The organism is Acidisoma sp. S159, from assembly GCF_009766125.1.
Taxonomy (GTDB): domain Bacteria; phylum Pseudomonadota; class Alphaproteobacteria; order Acetobacterales; family Acetobacteraceae; genus Acidisoma.
Map to the genome: position 1 here is coordinate 155,845 of NZ_LMUG01000091.1, position 17,933 is coordinate 173,777.

Genomic DNA, 17,933 nt, shown 5'->3' on the forward strand with positions numbered 1-17,933 from the left:
GTCGCGGCAACGCACTCGTCTATTCGGCGGCCACCTTCAGGCTGGGCGGCGCATGAGGTTGCAGGTTCATCGAATTCTGCAGGGCACGCAAATGGTAAAGCGTCGTGTCGGTCTGCAATTCGACCATGTCGTAGGTAATGACCTCTTCCCTACGGACATCGCGCAGTAGCTTGGCATCCGTCAGCAAGCCGAGCGGCACGACATTATCGGCCTTGGCCGTCTCGTAGAGATCGTTGAGCGCATAAACCGAGGATCCGCCGGCGCCCTCCACGGTCTCACCCGCCGTCAAGGCGCGTTTGGCGGCACCGAAAACCTCCGTCACCAGCCCGAGCTTGGGCACGATGGTCGGATGGTTGAAGGCCACCGCATTGACGATCGAGAGCGGGATCTCGTTCGTCACCAGATGATAGGGCGTGTACATGTTGTAGTAGCCGTCCGAGCCGGTGACATCGAGATACTGCAAATCCTCCTGGATTTGCTTGTGGTCGGTATGCACCACGATGAAGGTGCCCGGCGTCACGGATCGGTCAAAGTCGATGCTGCCGTCTTCATGCTTCAGCGGCCGGGCGTAATCGACCACGCCGCGCGTATTGAGGATGCCGCCCTCGCTTTTCGGCCTGAACAATTGCGGGATCTCATTAACCCCCGCGATCGGGCCGTGCATGCCGCGAATATCGGGCACCAAACCAGTATAATTCGAGATGCAGGCCATCTCGATCATCGTCTTGGTGGCATCGCGGAAGGTCACGAGGAAATGCGGGTTCACACCCCATCGCTTCGCATCCTCGCCAACGCTGTCGGGTGTCGCGAAACGGTCGAACAGCCCGATGCTGGAAGGCGCTTTGCCCACCGCCACAATCTCAAAGCCGAGCCCGGCATAGCGATCATAAAATTCGGCGATCAGGCCCGGCTCATCACCCGATGACACCGTGTAGACCACGCCCGCTGCTTCGGCCATGCGATGCAGGATGGGTCCGACAACGACATCGGTCTCGACATTCAGCATGATGATGTGCTTGCGCGCCTGAATCGTCTGCAAAGCCACGCGCGCCCCAAGCTCCGGGCTGCCCGTCGCATCGACAACCGCATCGATTTCGAGCTGCGGCACCAGGGTCGCATCCTGCGTCACCACCGGCTTGTTCTGGCGGATGGCATCCTGCGCTGGCCCCACCGCGTTCGCGACAACCACATCCTCGCGCCGGTAGCCGGAAAGCTCGAAGGCGCGGGTCGCGCGCTCGGTGCTGAGATCGGCGATCACCGCGACGCTGATGCCGCGCATCAGCCCGATCTGGCAAATCGCTCCGGTGCCCATACGTCCGGCACCCACGAAAGCCACTTGGATCGGCTTGCCCCGCGCGTGCCGCTTATCGAGAGCCTGCTTGAACATGGCGCCATCCCCCTCCATCCCGACCACGGGAACGGCGTCTCCGCGCCGTCGATAGATGTCATAATGTCTGACAGCCTCAGCCTAGGCAAGGCGGCAGTCTAGGCGGCATCGGCCTTTCCCATGACCCGGCGAAGCCGCCCCGCCGCCGCCGTCAGATGAGCCAGCATCGCCTCCTCCGACCCCGGCACATCCTTGCGCCGCAGCGCCCGGACGATCGCGTCATGCTCGGAGAAGGTCACGGCCTTGGTTTCCGGCACGTAATAGGTCGCCGGATACCACATGCGAACAATGGTCTGGATCGTCGACACCACGCTCGAGAACAGCGCATTGCCACCGATCTCGGCGATGCGGATATGAAAGTCGCTGTCGATTTTGGTGAAGGCGGGATCGTCGCTCTGATGATCCCGCATGAGGGTAATGTTCTCGGCCAGCGCCGCGGCATCCTGCGCCGTGCAGCGTTTCGCCGCGCGGCCGGCACAGGTCACCTCGATCGTGGTCCGCACGTCGAACAGATCATCGAGGTTCCGCTCGCTCAGCAGCAGCCCCCAGCGAAACGCGCCCGAGAGCAGCTCGGAAGTCGGCTCGCGGACAAAGGACCCCTCGCCCGGCCGCGCTTCCAGCACGCCCAGCACGGCAAGGCTTTTCACTGCTTCCCGCACCGTGGACCGCCCGACCTGGAACCGCGCCGCGAGTTCCTTCTCCGACGGGATCATGTCGCCGGGCTTCCAAATCCGCTTCATGATCAGCCCGGCGATGGCGTCCACGATCTCCTGCGGCAGCGTGGCGCGCGCCACTGGCCGGATATGGTCATCCGCCGATCGTGGCGCGAGCCTGCGACGGCCCGGCTTCGCTAGCTCGTCCAAGACGGAGACCTCAGACTGTCGCGCCTAACTGCCACGGCGCGAATTCGTCATCCCCGAACCCGAGCTGCTCGCTCTTGGTTCTCTCGCCCGAAGCGATACGCAGGATCATTTCGAAGATGCGTTGCCCGCACTCCTCCACCGTCTCCACGCCTTCCGCGATCCCGCCGCAATTGACGTCCATGTCGTCCGGCATCCGGTCGTACATCGGCGTATTGGTGGCGAGCTTCATCGAAGGCGTCGGCTTGCAGCCGAAGACGGACCCGCGCCCGGTGGTGAAACACAAAACATTGGCGCCGCCCGCGACCTGACCTGTAGCGGAAACCGGATCGAAACCCGGCCCGTCCATCACCACCAGCCCCTTGGCCGTCACCGGATCGGCATAGCCCACGACATCGACAAGGTTCGTCGTGCCCGCCTTCACCACCGCGCCGAGCGACTTCTCGACGATATTGGTGAGCCCGCCGGCCTTGTTGCCGGGCGACGGGTTATTGTCGATCTCGCCGCCATTCTTTCGCGTGTATTCGATCCACCATTCGATCCGCGACAACAGCTTGCCCGCCACTTCAGGGCTCACCGCGCGCCGCGTCAGCAAGTGCTCGGCGCCGTAGATCTCCGTCGTCTCCGTCAGGATCACCGTGCCGCCATGCCGCACCACAAGGTCCGACGCGTAACCGAGCGCCGGATTGGCGGTGAGGCCCGAGAAGCTGTCGGAACCGCCGCATTGCAGCGCGACCTTGAGATTCGAAGCCGAAACCGGCTGGCGCTTCACCGCATTGGCGACCGGCAGCAACGCCTTGATGCGCTCGATCCCCGCCATGATGCTAGCCCGCGCGCCGCCGGATTCCTGGATCACGAGGGATGACATCGCCATGCCCTCAGGCAGGCTCTGGGACTGTAGCAGCGGCCCAACCTGATTGACCTCGCAGCCCAGGCCGATGACGAGGACGGCGGCGAAGTTCGGATGCGCCGCATAGCCCATGATGACGCGGCGCAGCGTATCCATACCATCGCCCGTCAGCGCCATGCCGCAGCCGGTCTTATGCGTCAGCGCCACCACGCCATCGACATTCGGGTAGTCGGTGAGCAGGCCACGATCCCCGGTGATCGGATTGGCACGGAAGGCTTCCGCGATGTAGCGGGCGGTGCCGGCGGAGCAGTTCACGCTGGTCAGGATGCCGATGTAATTGCGCGTCGCGATCCGCCCATCGGGCCGCACGTAAGCATCGAAGGTCGCGGGCTCCGCGATATAGTCGGTGGGACGCGCATCGGCCCCCGGCGAATGGTCGCGGGCGAAATCGTGGAACTCGCAGTTCTGCACATGCACATGGTCGCCCGGCGCGATATCCATGCTGGCGAAGCCGATCACCTGCCCGTAACGGCGGATCGGCTCGCCCTTGGGAATGGCCGCGATCGCCACCTTGTGCCCGCGTGGAATGCGCCGCGTGGTGGTGACGCCACGATCCGGCAGGTTCGTCCCCGCCTCGATTTCCGCGCGCGCGATCGCAACGTTGTCAATGGGGTTGAGGTGCATCGTGGTTGAGAGGATATTGAGCATGGCGCCGACCTTTCCGGAACGCGGCGAGTGGCCGACCCGTCGCACTGCATCAGGATATCAGACATTTGCCCGGCCGGGCAACGTTACGGTCTCCGCAGAGAAGCATTCCTCCACCGACGAACGCCCGGCATCAGCCCGCCCCCGCGCGAGAAATCCAGCCGCCATGAGCCGCCTTGAAGGCTTGCAACGCCGGCTGCATGTGGAGCACGCAAAGCGACTCGAAAGCCGCGCGGTCCCCGCTCTCCATCGCCGCGATGATCTGGAAATGCTCCCGCCGCGACTGCTCGGCGAGCGCCGGGTTCGCGATGGCGTAGCAATGGATTGCCGCCGTCTTCGTCCAATACTGCTGGATAAGCTCCGCCAGCTGCCGGTTCCGGCAGGCGCCGAAGATGATCCGGTGAAAGGTGTCGTTCGCAACCGAGGCGGCATCGAGGTCGCCCGCCGTCCCGCAGCGAACATAGACATCGTTCACCTCGCGGAGCTGGCGGATGAGGTCCGGTGATGCCGGCAGCAGGATCCGTCGCGCCGCCTGCTGCTGGAGGATCGTGCGGATGTCGTAAAGCTCATCGACCTCTTCCGCCGAGTAGTCGCTGACGACCGCACCGCGGTTCTGCCTTCGCTGAACGAGGCCGGCGCGGTCAAGCTCCTCCAGCGCCGCCCGTATGACATGGCGGCCAACGGCGAAACGCTCGCTAAGCTCTTCCTCGACCAGCCTCTCGCGCGGCTTGAGGCGGCCGAAAACGATATCGTGCTGCATCGCGCTGACGATCGCCGGCAGTCGCTTGTCCCCGGCCCGTGCCGTTCGCGCGGTTTCATCAGTCGCCGGTTCCACCGCCTTCGCCTCCGCCCGCCCGCTCAACTGATCGCCCGATCGAGATGGGTGTAACCGCCATCCGGGCTCAGCCACTGCCCGGTGAAGTGCGATGCGCGGGCAGACAGCAGGAACACCACCGTCGCGGCGATTTCCTCCGGCGTCGTCATGCGGGCGCCGAGCGGGATCTTCGCGGTGATCGCCGCCAGTTTCTCCGCCGGATCGGGGAAGGTCGCGATCCAGTTCTCATAGAGCGGCGTCATGACCTCGGCCGGCAACACGGCATTCACCCGGATGCCGTCGGCGGCCAGGTCAGTCGCCCATTCACGCGTCAGCCCGAGCAAACCGGCCTTGGCGGCGGCGTAGCCGCTCGTCCCGCCTTGCCCCGTCACCGCCGTCTTGGACGCGATATTGACGATGGCGCCACGGCTTGCCCGCAGATGCGACAGGCAGTGATGCCCCATGCTATAGCAATGCACGAGGTTGCGGCGGAGCGAAGCCTCGAAGGCCGCCGCCCCCGCCTCCAGCCCGACACGGTCGTTGACGCCGGCATTATTGACCAGCCCGTCGATCCGCCCATGGCGCGCTATCAGTGCCGCCACCACCGCGCCACAGGCCGCCTCATCCGTCAGTTCGACCGCCTGGAAACTGGCCGCAGGCTGCGACCCCTGAAGCGCCAGCATGAACGCGGGCGGCGGTGTGTCACGCGCGAGGATCGCCGGAATGGCGCCCTCCTCCGCCAACAAAATCGAGATTGCGGCGCCGATCCCGGACGCCCCTCCGGTGACAATCACAACCTTGCCGTTCAGACCGAGATCCATTTTCCGCGGTTCTTCCTAAATCAGGCCGACCAGCCGCCGTCGATCATCTGCGTGGTGCCCGTGGTGAAGCCGGACTCGTCCGACCCCAGATAAACCGCCAGCGCGGCGATCTCCTCTACCTTGCCAAGCCGCCCCATCGGTTGCCGCCCCACGAAGGCGGCGCGCGTCGCCTCCAGCGTTACCCCCGCCGCCGCCGCCTGCGTCGCGATGCGCTCATCCAGCGAGGGCGACTGGATGGTGCCGGGGCAGATCGCATTGCAGCGAATGCCGCGCGCCACGTAATCCACCGCCACCGATTTGGTCAGACCGATCACCGCCGCCTTGCTCGCGCCGTACGCGGCGCGGTTTGCCACGCCTTTTACCGAGGAAGCGGCGGACGCCATGTTGATGATCGAGCCCCGGCCGCCCTCCAGCATGCCCGGCAGGAAAGCCTGGATCAGGTGGAACATCGCCGTCACGTTGAGGTCGAAGGAGAATTTCCACGCCCGGTCGTCGCAGTCGAGGATGGACCCCGCATGCACATAGCCCGCGCAGTTGAACAGGATATCGAGGCGCCCGACCTCGGCCGCCGCCTCGGCGATCGCCTCGGGTGACAGCACGTCGAGCACGCGAGTCGTGCAGCCCCTCAGCGTGCGGAGCGCCTCCGCATTGATGTCGGTCGCGATCACCTCGGCGCCTTCGCGCGCGAAAGCCTCCGCCGTCGCGCGGCCGATGCCCTGGCCAGCCGCCGTCACGAGGGCCCGTTTACCCTGCAGCCTCATCATCCGTTTCCTCTCTCGCCAAACGCCCCCGAACCGGGCGCCGATTTCCGTGAAGGGCTTCAGCCTCATCCCGGCATAACGCGGGTCTTCTAGCACAGGCGGTTCGGTTGACACCTGGGCACCCCTCGCGCAGCCTGCGACGCGCGTCGCGCAGGGGGAAAACATGGCACATAACGACAATCAAGACGGGCCGAAGCGCCTTCGCAGCCGCCGCTGGTTCGACACGCCCTCCGACCCCGCGATGACGGCCCTCTACCTCGAACGCTACATGAACTTCGGCCTCACCCGCGCCGAACTGCAAACCGGCCGCCCCATAATCGGCATCGCTCAGACCGGCTCGGACCTCTCGCCTTGCAATCGCCACCACTTGGAACTGGCGAGCCGCGTGCGGGACGGTATCCGCGAGATGGGCGGCGTGCCGCTCGAATTTCCCTGCCACCCGATTCAGGAAACCGGCAAGCGCCCCACCGCCGCGCTGGACCGCAACCTCGCCTATCTCTCGCTCGTCGAGATCCTGCACGGCTACCCGCTGGACGGCGTGGTGCTCACCACCGGCTGCGACAAGACCACGCCCGCCTGCCTGATGGGCGCCGCCACCGTGAACATCCCCGCCATCGTGCTCTCGGGCGGGCCGATGCTGGACGGCTGGTTCAAGGGCAAGCTCGCCGGCTCCGGCACCGTCGTCTGGCATGCCCGCAAGCTGCTGGCCGAGGGCGAGATCGAATACGAGGAATTCATGCAGATGGTGGCGGCCTCCGCCCCCTCCGCCGGCCACTGCAACACCATGGGCACCGCCAGCTCGATGAACGGCCTGGCCGAGGCTCTCGGCATGTCGCTTCCCGGCTGCGCCGCCATCCCGGCGCCGTATCGGGAGCGGGGCCAGATCGCTTACGAAACCGGGCGGCGGATCGTCGCCATGGTGCATGAGAATTTGCGCCCCTCCGACATCATGACCAAGGCCGCCTTCGGCAATGCGGTGGTGGCCGCCGCCGCGCTGGGTGCTTCCTCCAACTGCCCGATCAGCATGGTCGCCATCGCCCGCCACATGGGCGTCGATCACAGCCTGGATGACTGGCAGCGCCTGGGGCCGGAAATTCCGCTGCTGGTCGATATGCAGCCCGCCGGCCGCTACCTCGGCGAATCCTTCCACCGCGCGGGCGGCGTGCCCGCCGTGATGAAGGAGCTGCTGGCCGCCGGGAAAATCGACGGCACCGCCATGACCGTCACCGGCAAGACCATCGCCGAGAACCTCATCGGCGTGCCGGATGGCGACCGCGAGGTCATCCGCTCCTATGCCGAGCCGCTGCGCGAGGAGGCCGGCTATGTCGTGCTTTCCGGCAATTTGTTCGAGACGGCGGTGATGAAGACCAGCGTCATCGACATCGAGTTCCGCGAACGTTTCCTGAGCGACCCCGAGCACCCCAACGTGTTCCTCGGCAAGGCCGTCATCTTCGAGGGGCCTGAGGATTACCACGCGCGGATCGAACAGGCCGATCTCGGCGTCACCGAGGATTCGGTTCTCATCATCCGCAACGTCGGCCCGGTCGGCTATCCGGGCAGCGCCGAGGTGGTGAATATGCAGCCCCCGGCGGTGATGCTGAAGCGCGGCGTCAACGCCTTGCCGACAATGGGCGACGGGCGGCAATCCGGCACTTCCGGCAGCCCCTCGATCCTCAACATCTCACCCGAGGCGGCAATCGGCGGCGGGCTCGCGCTGCTGAAGGATGGCGACCCGATCCGCATCGACCTCAACGCCCGCCGCGTGGATGTGCTGATCCCCGACGCCGAGCTGGCGGCGCGGCGTGCCGCCTGGGTCCCGCCCAAGCTCGAGAACAAGACGCCGTGGGAGGAGATCTTTCGCAGCATGGTCGGCCAGATGGGCACTGGCTCCTGCCTGGAACCCGCCACACGCTATCTCAACATCATCGAGACGCGCGGAGAATCGCGGAACAATCACTGACCCATTCGCCTAGACGATTTCGTGTGGGAATCGTCAAGGTTGGGCTTACCCGCTACGCCTTAGGCGGGCTGCGACATCTCAGCCTGGGCGCTGAAACGCCCGGGGTTTTTATCCGCCGGGTACAGTCGTGATGATCGACGGCGGCCATCTTAGAGTCTGTCTCTGAATGATGTCCGAATGACCGCGTTCGACCCTTGCAAGATGTTTGAAGGCTAGCACCCGACGTCCCTAAAGCGGACATCGATCATCTGCCTCAAGTCAGGTGAGCAGAGCTGCCGTCGCGCAGCGCGCCAGTCAGCGTCGGCCGCGTTCCCGTTGCTTGACCCGAAGGGCTCATCTGCATTTGGTTCCAGATCGCGGCGTCTCTCTGATAAAAGTCTGGCCGAAATTGCAGCACACCGTGAGTATCGACGAAAGCGGTTTCGTAGACCACGAAGACAGGAACCGGCACGGGCAGATCGTTTCGAGTTGTGCCGCCTTTCTCTATACCGGCATCAATCTCGCTCGTCGGTTGGTTCATTAATAGGGCGGCCAATTCCCGGGGGTTTTGCACCCGGATACATCCGTGGCTCAGGCGGCGGTTGGCCCGGCTGAAGATGTCGCGATCTGGGGTATCGTGCAGATAAACGTCAAAGTGATTTGGCATGTCGAACATGAGGAACCCAAGGCCCGCGTCAGGGCCGGGAAGTTGCTCCACTTCGCCACCTGGGAGTGCGACCATATTGTTCGCCACGAGATAGTTTGGATCGAGCTTGGCCTTAGGCAAGATCTCCTTCGCAGCGATGTCACTTGGGATCACCCATGGAGGGTTATAGTAAGCAGCATCAATCTTGGTGCTGAACTCGGGACTCTGATTGATTTTTATGTCTTCTCCGACAACCACGCGCGTCGAGAAAACTGGATTGTCAGCGCTATAAAAAACCAGTTGCTCATCGGCTACATTGACCCACACGCGATCCGCAGGAAGCGATCGGGGCAACCAGCGTTGGCGCTCCAGGTTCACCACAATCGTGTGCAGGCGGCTCCCATGGACACCATTCCGGAATTGCTCCGTCTTCAATGCTTGAAGCAATGCGGTATAGGTTGGCGTGGTCGGCGCCAATGCATCAATTGCCGCTGCAGGGTCAGGGCGAGTAAGAGTGTTATCGACCGCGGCTGCTACATCGATTGGCTCTGGTTTCAGAACCTCATCGTCGCCACGGCGTTCAGGAGGCACTACTCCGCGGGCCAGTGCGTCGGCGTAAGAGAGAAAAGCGTCCGAGAGCAGTAAGTCTCGATCGATCGACGACAGATTCGAATTTTGTCGCAGTAGCTTTGCATGGAACCAGTCGGGGTTCAGACCCTGATCGCCAGCACCCATAATGGCGTCGATGAGTGCATTGGCCTGAGCCTGGTGATTCTCCCAGACAGGTTGGAAATTGTGGCGAGCATAGAACTGTTGGAGCAATCCCACATTCAAACTAGTGTTAGCGACAATTAACTGATGCTGGCCGTTGAGCTTGTTGCCAAGCTCGGTGTCGGAGCGCGCCCCTAGCTCTGACGCGGTATCAGAGCCGGAAGCGAGACCGCCAGAACCAGGCGTCACGCTAGTGCCGCAACCGGAAAGCATGCAGACAACGGCGAGCGCTAGAATAGTGCTTCCGACCGCAAGGCTTTGCGAAGCCTTGGCTCGAACCGAAGGCAATAATTCTTGGACAACCAATTCGAGCTTACCCCTACCTATGCAACGACACATTTGACTCTTTAGGAAGAATTCTCTTTAAAATCTGTCTTGTCTACGCCGTTCAATGAAGGAGTAAGACGATGTCGGCCCTTTCCGAGAAAGCAGTGGATAAGTTTAGGCTGTGGCGTCATGCCGCAGCGGTCGCCGCCGCGATCCCGATAATTGCCCTCGCGGCCTGTGCCTCGAAGCCGCCGCCCCCGCCGCCCGAACCTGCTCCAGCCCCGGTTGAAGCGGCTCCTCCGGCACCTGCACCAACGCCCGTCCCGCCTGCCAGAGGCTGATCAGGCCATCGAACTGAAGCACGATTCTCTCTGATATTCGTCTGCTCCCCAAGGTGAAGACTTTCACCTTGGGGGCGATCGCATCGGGGGTCTAAGCGAGACGAGCCTCACCGTCTCGGCTGCCGGTATCCTTGGGCCTTTTTTGATGCCCAAATTTGGTTTCAGCAAAAGTCGCTGACGTCCTGGCGAATGACGGCTTCGAGATTGGCTATACTTAAGAGCCGACATGCCGCTTGCCACCAACAGCCGCCCTTGGTGCACTGCGAGAGTCAACCCGACATTATCCAGAGACAGGCTCTTAGAGTCCTGGCCCGCCGTGCGGAATCTATAAAGTCTAAGTTATGTAGAGTCCGTTGCTCATGGTCGCATCAAGCCGACGCAGGAAGCGCTCATTCGGATTCTCTATTCCGACTGCGCACCTCACACCGGAACGGCCAGGTGCCTGCGTCAGGCGGAATCAAGCGATTCAGCGGCTCCGATGACTGGCTTCGAGATCTTGCGAGACGGGAGCTCTTCGCAATCCGTCAAGGCGTGTTTAAATTCCTCGGACTTAACCTAAAGAAAATTCCTATCTCGTCGACAATCTTAACTGACGACGGTCCGCGCCTGACTTCGGGCAATAGGCGTCGATATGCGTATCGGACTAGATATTGCAGCCGACTCGGATAAAAGGCTCTGTGCCCGAATCATTCTTGTCACCGGCGATACTGATTGTATCCCAGCCATGAAGCATCGCCGCAAGTCCGGCATTCAGATCGTGCTAATCGTCTTTCCCGACAATCGACCGGCACCCGAGCTTCTTGAGCAGACCGATTACAAACGCAAAATTCTCTGGCCGTTACAGAACTGAGGGCCGCTCGCTCCTCCTCCTCATCCTTGCTGCCACCTTGGTCCGTCTCGCCATGGGCTGGGCGCTCGGGCTTGGCATCGACGAAACCTATATGGTCGCGGCCAGCCGGCATCTGGCGCTGTCCTATTACGATCACCCGCCGATCTCGTGGTGGCTCACCCACGCCGCGATGGCGCTGACCGGCAGCCAGGCCCCCCTCGTCGTCCGGCTGCCCTTCATCCTCCTCTTCGCCGTCTCCACCTTCCTGATGGCGCGGCTGACGACTCTTCTCTTCGACGATCAGCGCGCCGGGTTTTGGGCCGCCCTCCTCCTCAACCTCTCGCCCGTCTATACGGTCACCGCAGGCGGCTGGGTGCTGCCGGACGGGCCGCTCGACTGCGCGCTCCTCGGCTTTGCCATCTGCGCCGTCAAAGCCATCCGGCTCGACGATAAACCTTCGCCATCCTGGCCATGGTGGCTCGCCACTGGCGCCTGCGCCGGCCTCGTCATGCTGTCCAAATACAACGGCGCGCTCGTGCTGATCGGCTTGCCGGCCTTCCTCGCCACCACGCCGACTGCCCGCCGCTGGCTGGCCCGGCCCCAGCCCTGGGTCGCCGGCGCGCTCGCAGTCCTGCTTTTCACGCCGGTCGTCATCTGGAATGCGCGCCACGGCTGGGCTTCGATCGCCTTCCAGGGCAATCGCGCGGATGGCCTGCGCTTCCAGCCCTTTGCGCCTTTGGCCGTCTGGGGTGGTGAGGCGCTTTTTGTCCTCCCCTGGATCTGGCTGCCGCTCATTCTCCTCTGGCTGAGAGCCCTGCGCCGAGGCCCCACGGAACCGAAAGGATGGTTCCTCGCGCTGATGGCGGCGGTGCCGATCCTGCTTTTCGCGGTGGTCTCGATCTGGTCATCCGGCCACATCCTGTACCACTGGTCGGCACCAGGCACGCTGATGCTATTTCCGTTGCTCGGCGCGGAGGTCAGCCGCAGGATTGCCCTCGGCGCGCCGCGTCTCCGCCGCGTTGTCACCGGCACTGCCGCGTTCATCCTGCTCGGCGTGTTTTTGGCGGGCACTGAGATGCGCTTCAATTGGGTGGCTGCCCTGCTCGGCCCGCAGGTATTGGCCAAGGCGCGCGACATCGAGGGTGGCGTCGACTGGACAGGCCTGCGCCCGGCCCTGGCATCGCGCGGTCTGCTCTCCCGACCAGGTCTGGCTATCGGCGTCACTCGTTGGAATGACGCGGGGAAGGTCGACTACGCCCTCGGCGGCAAGGTACCCGTGATCGTTCTTGCAGACGACACCCGCGAAAACGGCATCACGACCCCTGCGGCGGCCTTCGAGGGACATCCTATATTGGTCCTCGTTCCGCGTGTTGCGCCCGAGGAAATCGTCGCTAGACTTCGGCCTTACTTCACGCGGCTCTCCGTTCTGCCACCCGTTGAGGTGACTTTCGCGGGCTATCCGCTGATGCAGGTATCGGTTGTGCTCGGCGAGAATTTCCACGGGTGGTCGGCAGTCAGCCACCATTAATCGCCCATACGTTGCAAACTCTCGCAGAGATGAGTCATATCCTGCGATGGATAGTCGGAGTTGAGCCTTGGACACGCACCAGACGAAGCAGGGCGAGCACCTGACGCGCCCCTCGCGGGAAGAAGCCGAGGAAGCGGTGCGGACATTACTGCGTTGGGCGGGCGAAGATCCAGTCCGGGAAGGGTTGCTGGACACTCCGGCGCGCGTCACCCGAGCCTATGAAGAATACTTCAAAGGTTACGCTATCGACCCGATAGCGCTATTGCAGCGAACCTTCGAGGAAACCGACGGCTACGATGAAATCGTCTTGCTCCGCGACATTCGTTTCGAGAGTTGCTGCGAGCACCACATGGCACCGATCATCGGACGTGCCCATGTCGCTTACCTGCCGCATCACCGCGTGGTGGGCATCAGCAAGCTCGCGCGAGTGGTCGATGCCTATGCCAGACGCCTGCAAATACAGGAGAAGATGACGGCGCAGATCGCCAATACGATTGCCGAGGTATTGCAGCCGCTCGGCGTCGCGGTGGTGATTGAGGCGACGCATCAATGCATGACGACTCGCGGCGTGCACAAGCCTGGCACGAGCCTGATCACGAGCCGCATGCTGGGCGCGTTTCGCACCAATCCGGCGACGAGGGCGGAATTCCTCGCCATGGTGCAGCGGCCCGGCCTGAACTCCAGCAACGCGTAAGGAACGTCACCGCGAAGACGCTGGGGCGCGGCTGAGCCGATCGAAGATCGCCGGATCAGCCTGGCCCGCGGCGAGATCGATCGCGGAATATCCCTCGACATCGCGGCGCTGCGGATCAGCGCCCGCCTCGAGCAGAAGCTCAACCATGGCTTGCCGCCCGAACATGACCGCGAACATGAGGGGGGTCCGCCCCATATCATTGGGCGCGTCCACCTCGGCACCGGCAGCGATCAACTGCCGCGCGATCCTCTGCTCGTCCTTGAAGGCGACCCCGCCAAGGGCTGTGCTGCCTTTCGCATCCCGTGCATCCACGCCCGCCCCGGCCTGCAGCAACAGCGCCACGGCCTCCGCCTGCCCGTTGTAGGAGGCGATAATCACCGGCGGAAAACCACGCGCATCCAGCCGGTTGGGATCTACCCCCTGCCGCAGGAACTCGGCCAACAGCTCAACCCGCCCCTCGCGCATGGCGCCGTAGTAGAGCAGCTCGATTTGCTCCTGGGTAAGACTGCTGCCCGTCGGCCCAGCGCCGCTATCCGTCAAGGCGTCGCCCCTACGAGCAGGCGCACATTGCTCTCGCCCATCTCAAGAACCTCAACCCGATCGCCTTGCGTGATGGTCCCGGCGTTTTCGGGGATGAGGTTCTGCCCGAACATCGCGCCGCCCTGGGTACGGCGGATGCGGCCGAGGGTGCGCAGCGGCTCGGTCTTGTGCGGGCGCTCGCCCGTCATCTGGTCGATGGTCACCACCACGCATCGCGCGCAAGGCGACGCCACGCGGAAGACCACGTCACCAATCCGGATCCGTCGCCACTCATCCTCGGCCCAGGCCGCCGGGCCATCGACGACGATGCCGGGACGGAACCGGTTCATCGGGACGGGTGTCCGCAAGAGGCTGTTGAGCGCGGCTAGAGAGCCCGTATTGGTGAGAAGAACCGGGAACCCATCGGTAAAGGCGGTCCTATCCTCCGGCCGAGCGAAAGCCTGGTCGGCGGGACGGGCATTCACATCGTCGAGATAGACCAGACCGCATTCAGCCCCCAGCGCATCGCTCAGCCAGGACGCTGCCAACGGTCCGGCATCGAGGGCCGGGACGTGGTCCTTCCAGACCCGAACGACCCGCCGCTCGGCATCGGCCTCCGGTGGCGCGAGATGGATCGAGCGCACGCCCTTCCGCGTCAGGGCCAGTCGCTCGCCGTAAATCTCAGCCACAATCGTCGCCATCACCGGGTATTCGCGTTGGGTCAGCAAGGCGCCATCGGGCCGTACCACCATCCAGCGGCGGTCATGCACAAAGCCCCAGCGGGCGACTTCCACCTCCGCCCTCTCCAGGCCGCGAAGGGCCTTGACCGGGTAGATATGCGCGGATGCGACGTGGTGCTCGGTTTCGGACAAGCTCCTTCTCCTTATTCTCCGCCTGAGATCAGCGCGGCGCGGCGGTGTCGGGTGCCCAATAGAGCAGACGCTTGAGCAGCCGGTCCACGATCACCCACAGGATGATTGCGACAACCGATAACACGAACAGGGCGGCGAACATGACGTTGGTCTGGATCCGCGCATTGGCGTTCATCATCACATACCCAAGGCCCGCGGAAGCTCCGACCCATTCGCCGATGATCGCGCCGATCGGCGCCACCGCCGCGGCGACCCGCAAGCCGGCGCCGAAAGCGGGAAGCGCCGCCATCAGCCGGACATGCCGCAAGATCGCCCAGGGCGAGGCGTCCATCGTCCGAGCGAGCTCCAGCCAGCCGATATCGGTGCGCCGCAACCCGTCATAGAAAGCAGCGGTGATCGGGAAGAAGATCACCAACACCGCCATCACGACCTTGGAGCTCATGCCGAAGCCGAACCAGAGAACGAGCAACGGCGCCAAGGCAAAGACCGGAATTGCCTGGCTGATCAACAATAACGGCATCAACCATCGCTGAAGCCGTTGCGAAAACACCAGGAGCAGCGCGAGGCCCGCCCCCAGCACGGTGCCCAGGAGAAGGCCGAGCACGATCTCGCTGAGCGTCGTGAGCGTGCTCCAGAACAGGATCGTCCGTTGGCTAACCAGGGCCTGGGCGACGCCCCAGGGATCCGGCAGCATGAAGGATGGCACGGCGAAAAGCCGCGTCGCGCACCACCAGACCAGGAGCAACCCGAATAGCGTGACGATCGGGCGCAGTGCCGCCCCCGCATGTCTCATTCGTCGTCGCCCGCCGTCAGCAGGCGCATGAGTTCGCCCTGCGTCCGCAACAACCCCGGATCATCCGGCGGCCTCGGTGCCTCGCCCGGCACCGCGATCGGCACTCCGAGGCGCGCGGGATGCCCCGACAAAACGATTAGGTGGTGGCTTATCCGGCAGGCCTCCAGCGGGTCATGGGTGATGAGGAGCGCGGTGCGACCCCGCAGCAATTCGGCCGCCAATTCCTGCACGCGGGCGCGGGTGATGGTATCCAGCGCGGAGAAGGGCTCGTCCATCAGCACGATCGGCCGGTCCTCATAGAGCGTCCGCGCCAAGGCCGCGCGCTGGCGCATGCCGCCGGATAGCTCGGCCGGCAGCGCTGCCGCGCGCCCGGCCAGCCCGACACGATCAAGCAAATCCATCGCCCGCGCCGGGTCCGGGCGTTGCCGCCGTAGCCGGCTGCCCAGCATCACATTGCCGATCACGTCGAGCCAGGGAAACAGCAGGTCCTGCTGGCCCATATAGGCGATCCGGCCCGCGAGCGGCCGCCCGTCGCTCGCTTGAACGCTGCCGGATTTCGGCATCAGAAGACCTGCGGCAATCTTCAGGAGGCTGGTCTTGCCCACGCCGCTGGGACCCAGCAAGGCGACGAATTGTCCCCCGGGCACCACCAGGGACAAATCCTCGAATAATGGCTGGGCGCCGTACCAGAGTGTCAGACGCTGCAGCATCAAGCCGGGGACTGTCACAAGATTCCCCCGGGATCCGACGGGTGCTTCAGGGCGCCAATTCCGGCACTCGCTCGAAGAGCGCCCGCGTGAGTTCATCGCGCCGATCGAGCAGGCTGCGGTACCAGCGCACGCGGTCGCGCACCTGATAGGCATCCATGCGTGATTCGGCGACCCAGACTCGCGCCGTTTCCGCCAAACCACGCGCATAAGCGGGCGCCATGACCAGCCGCGTCAGCCGCTCGTGCAGCTCCTCCGGGGATCGGAACAGCAGGCCGGTCTCGCCATCCCGGATCGAACCTTCATAGACGGTCGGACTTGCCAAGGCCGCCACGCGGGCCGCTCCCGCCTCGATGAATTTCAGATCCGATTTCGCGCGATTGAAGGGTGTGTCGCGCAGCGGCATGAAGCTGATTTCAGCCTGGCCGAGGAGCGTCAGATAGGTCTGATAATCGCTGGTCGGCGCAAAGCTTTTATGCAGAGTCTGCAAGGCATCGAAGAACTCGCGATCGTGCAGTACACTGAATCGCAGCCGATCGCCCATCGTCTCGGCCACCGCGTTCAGCACCGGCATGAACTGCTCCCAATCCAGCCGGCGATTGATCGCGCCGAAGAACAGCGTGACGTGATCCTCCGACTGAAAATTGGAGAGCGGCCAAAGCTGCGAAACACCATTCGGGAAAACGGCGATCTCCGGATTTTGCGAACTCAGCGTCGCCGCCAGCTCGGCCGTCGTCGTCTGCACCGCATGAGCCGCACGGAAGTTGAGCAAACGCTCGTCGAGCAATTCGGGCAGAAAATCCGGCCGGTCGTCGAATTCCGTCACGATCAGGTAGCCGCGCTGAAGCAGGTAGCGGAACACCGCGAGGCCCGGCTCACCAACCAGCAATGGCCGGTGCAATACACAGATGGCGGGAAGCTGATCGGTCGCGGGAGGAAACTCGCCCACCTCGCCGACCTGAACAGCAACCGAGGGATCCGTGTGCAAGGCCCGCATCGGATTGAGGACGCGGATGTCACTGACGCCGCCATAAGGCTTGAGCATGGTCCCGCGCACGGCGAAGGTGCGGGCCGGCGTGCGCCGGGCGCGCCAGACATATTGCATCGGTGCCGCGCGGGAGATGTAGCTCTCGCGATCGACACCACAAGCCGCCAGCGCGGGCGCCATCACATCGGCGAAACGCTCCGCCGCCTCGCGATCGAAGATGCGTGGCCGCACGTCGCAAAGCGCAAGTCCGGTCTCGGTCAAGGCACGCTGCATGGATTCGAAGGTGAACCAGCGCAGATGGGTGCGATCCAGCAACCCCTGCTCCTCATAGGCAAAGCTGCCGTCGATTAGCCTCCGCGTAACGCTCCAATGCGAGACGTTCGGCACGCAGATCAGCACGACGCCACGCGGGCTGAGCAGCGCCACATGTTCGCGCAGCACCCGCCAGGGGTCGCGCAGATGCTCCAGCACGTCGCCATAGATGATGCAGTCATAGCCGTCCGGCGCGGCGAAGGGCGGCGGCCCCGCCTCAACGTCGAGCAACGCGACCTCGGTCAGACGGGTCGCCGCGAGCGCCAAGGCCGACGCGTCGGTGTCGATGCCGAAGACGCGGGCGCGCGGATTGCGGAGGCGATAGACGCCGCCGAGTAAGCCGGTATGGCAGCCGACATCCAGAACGGTATCGGCATCCAAAGGGATGCGGTCGAGGAGATCGGGGTTGAGGTTGTCCGGGTAACGAGACACCGCGGTCTCAGCGGCCTCTTGAGTCAGTCCCAAGTCGCAACGTCCTTCCCTCGCACAGGCGCCCCTATAGGCGATCTCCCGCCGCAGCGGTATCGCG

The 17,933-nt window shown here is 64.0% G+C and carries 16 protein-coding genes; 4 read left to right on the forward strand and 12 right to left on the reverse strand.

Annotated elements, in window-relative coordinates:
* Window positions 1-19: 19 nt before the first annotated feature.
* The 6 genes from GSQ92_RS27940 to GSQ92_RS27965 all read right to left on the reverse strand — a co-directional run bounded on the left by GSQ92_RS27940 (window position 20) and on the right by GSQ92_RS27965 (window position 6,198).
* The gene (locus tag GSQ92_RS27940) at window positions 20-1,387 is read right to left on the reverse strand and encodes an NAD(P)H-dependent oxidoreductase (protein WP_159014705.1); all 1,368 of its coding nucleotides are present in this window, start codon (window positions 1,385-1,387) and stop codon (window positions 20-22) included.
* Window positions 1,388-1,485: 98 nt separating this feature from the next.
* On the reverse strand, window positions 1,486-2,250 hold the full coding sequence (locus GSQ92_RS27945) for a FadR/GntR family transcriptional regulator (protein ID WP_158806492.1): 765 nt from the start codon (window positions 2,248-2,250) through the stop codon (window positions 1,486-1,488).
* Window positions 2,251-2,260: 10 nt separating this feature from the next.
* Window positions 2,261-3,805 carry a UxaA family hydrolase gene (locus tag GSQ92_RS27950; RefSeq protein WP_158806490.1) on the reverse strand — a complete coding sequence of 515 codons (1,545 nt, stop codon included), beginning with the start codon at window positions 3,803-3,805 and terminating at the stop codon, window positions 2,261-2,263.
* A gap of 130 nt (window positions 3,806-3,935) precedes the next feature.
* On the reverse strand, window positions 3,936-4,664 hold the full coding sequence (locus GSQ92_RS27955; RefSeq protein WP_159014706.1) for a GntR family transcriptional regulator: 729 nt from the start codon (window positions 4,662-4,664) through the stop codon (window positions 3,936-3,938).
* The gene (locus GSQ92_RS27960) at window positions 4,661-5,437 is read right to left on the reverse strand and encodes an SDR family oxidoreductase (RefSeq protein ID WP_158806487.1); all 777 of its coding nucleotides are present in this window, start codon (window positions 5,435-5,437) and stop codon (window positions 4,661-4,663) included. The genes GSQ92_RS27955 and GSQ92_RS27960 overlap by 4 nt, the downstream gene beginning before the upstream one ends.
* 20 nt (window positions 5,438-5,457) lie before the next feature.
* Window positions 5,458-6,198: an SDR family oxidoreductase gene (locus tag GSQ92_RS27965; protein WP_158806650.1), complete on the reverse strand. Its 741-nt coding sequence runs from the start codon at window positions 6,196-6,198 to the stop codon at window positions 5,458-5,460.
* Window positions 6,199-6,361: 163 nt separating this feature from the next.
* Between GSQ92_RS27965 and GSQ92_RS27970 the strand changes: the two genes are divergently transcribed.
* Entirely contained in the window at window positions 6,362-8,158 is a 1,797-nt protein-coding gene (locus tag GSQ92_RS27970; protein ID WP_158806485.1) for an IlvD/Edd family dehydratase, read from the forward strand.
* A 253-nt stretch (window positions 8,159-8,411) separates the two neighbouring features.
* Here the strand turns inward: GSQ92_RS27970 and GSQ92_RS27975 are convergent, their stop codons facing one another.
* Window positions 8,412-9,860 (reverse strand): L,D-transpeptidase family protein, encoded by a 1,449-nt coding sequence (locus tag GSQ92_RS27975; RefSeq protein WP_158806483.1) that lies wholly within the window; start codon window positions 9,858-9,860, stop codon window positions 8,412-8,414.
* Between the two features lie 933 nt (window positions 9,861-10,793).
* Between GSQ92_RS27975 and GSQ92_RS27980 the strand changes: the two genes are divergently transcribed.
* The 3 genes from GSQ92_RS27980 (at window position 10,794) to folE (ending at window position 13,213) form a co-directional block, all read left to right on the forward strand.
* Complete coding sequence (locus GSQ92_RS27980; RefSeq protein ID WP_158806481.1) at window positions 10,794-11,012, forward strand: NYN domain-containing protein; 219 nt, start codon at window positions 10,794-10,796, stop codon at window positions 11,010-11,012.
* A 37-nt stretch (window positions 11,013-11,049) separates the two neighbouring features.
* Window positions 11,050-12,519 (forward strand): glycosyltransferase family 39 protein, encoded by a 1,470-nt coding sequence (locus tag GSQ92_RS27985; protein WP_158806479.1) that lies wholly within the window; start codon window positions 11,050-11,052, stop codon window positions 12,517-12,519.
* 67 nt (window positions 12,520-12,586) lie between these two features.
* On the forward strand, window positions 12,587-13,213 hold the full coding sequence (folE, locus tag GSQ92_RS27990) for a GTP cyclohydrolase I FolE (protein WP_158806471.1): 627 nt from the start codon (window positions 12,587-12,589) through the stop codon (window positions 13,211-13,213).
* A 6-nt stretch (window positions 13,214-13,219) separates the two neighbouring features.
* On the opposite strand, the gene GSQ92_RS27995 is transcribed toward folE, so the two are convergent.
* Genes GSQ92_RS27995 through GSQ92_RS28015 form a run of 5 tightly spaced genes read right to left on the reverse strand, consistent with a single transcriptional unit; the run spans window position 13,220 to window position 17,869 of the window.
* Window positions 13,220-13,753 (reverse strand): ankyrin repeat domain-containing protein, encoded by a 534-nt coding sequence (locus tag GSQ92_RS27995; RefSeq protein ID WP_254065970.1) that lies wholly within the window; start codon window positions 13,751-13,753, stop codon window positions 13,220-13,222.
* Window positions 13,750-14,604, reverse strand: a complete 855-nt coding sequence (locus GSQ92_RS28000; RefSeq protein ID WP_158806469.1) for an MOSC domain-containing protein — start codon at window positions 14,602-14,604, stop codon at window positions 13,750-13,752. Before GSQ92_RS28000 ends, GSQ92_RS27995 begins: the two co-directional genes overlap by 4 nt.
* A gap of 28 nt (window positions 14,605-14,632) precedes the next feature.
* A complete protein-coding gene (locus GSQ92_RS28005) occupies window positions 14,633-15,397 on the reverse strand; it encodes an ABC transporter permease (protein WP_158806468.1) in 765 nt (254 codons plus the stop codon).
* Window positions 15,394-16,107, reverse strand: coding sequence for an ABC transporter ATP-binding protein (locus GSQ92_RS28010; protein WP_254065987.1), 714 nt, complete (start codon window positions 16,105-16,107; stop codon window positions 15,394-15,396). The genes GSQ92_RS28005 and GSQ92_RS28010 overlap by 4 nt, the downstream gene beginning before the upstream one ends.
* Before the next feature lie 46 nt (window positions 16,108-16,153).
* Window positions 16,154-17,869, reverse strand: a complete 1,716-nt coding sequence (locus GSQ92_RS28015; protein WP_254065969.1) for a methyltransferase domain-containing protein — start codon at window positions 17,867-17,869, stop codon at window positions 16,154-16,156.
* Window positions 17,870-17,933 lie beyond the last annotated feature (64 nt).

Excerpts from the sequence above, each read along its gene's own strand:
- GSQ92_RS27940 (WP_159014705.1), bottom strand. The coding sequence starts at position 1,387 with ATGTTCAAGCAGGCTCTCGATAAGCGGCACGCGCGGGGCAAGCCGATC.
- GSQ92_RS27950 (WP_158806490.1), bottom strand. The coding sequence starts at position 3,805 with ATGCTCAATATCCTCTCAACCACGATGCACCTCAACCCCATTGACAAC.
- GSQ92_RS27960 (WP_158806487.1), bottom strand. The coding sequence starts at position 5,437 with ATGGATCTCGGTCTGAACGGCAAGGTTGTGATTGTCACCGGAGGGGCG.
- GSQ92_RS27965 (WP_158806650.1), bottom strand. The coding sequence starts at position 6,198 with ATGAGGCTGCAGGGTAAACGGGCCCTCGTGACGGCGGCTGGCCAGGGC.
- GSQ92_RS27970 (WP_158806485.1), top strand. The coding sequence starts at position 6,362 with ATGGCACATAACGACAATCAAGACGGGCCGAAGCGCCTTCGCAGCCGC.
- GSQ92_RS27980 (WP_158806481.1), top strand. The coding sequence starts at position 10,794 with ATGCGTATCGGACTAGATATTGCAGCCGACTCGGATAAAAGGCTCTGT.
- GSQ92_RS28005 (WP_158806468.1), bottom strand. The coding sequence starts at position 15,397 with ATGAGACATGCGGGGGCGGCACTGCGCCCGATCGTCACGCTATTCGGG.
- GSQ92_RS28010 (WP_254065987.1), bottom strand. The coding sequence starts at position 16,107 with ATGCTGCAGCGTCTGACACTCTGGTACGGCGCCCAGCCATTATTCGAG.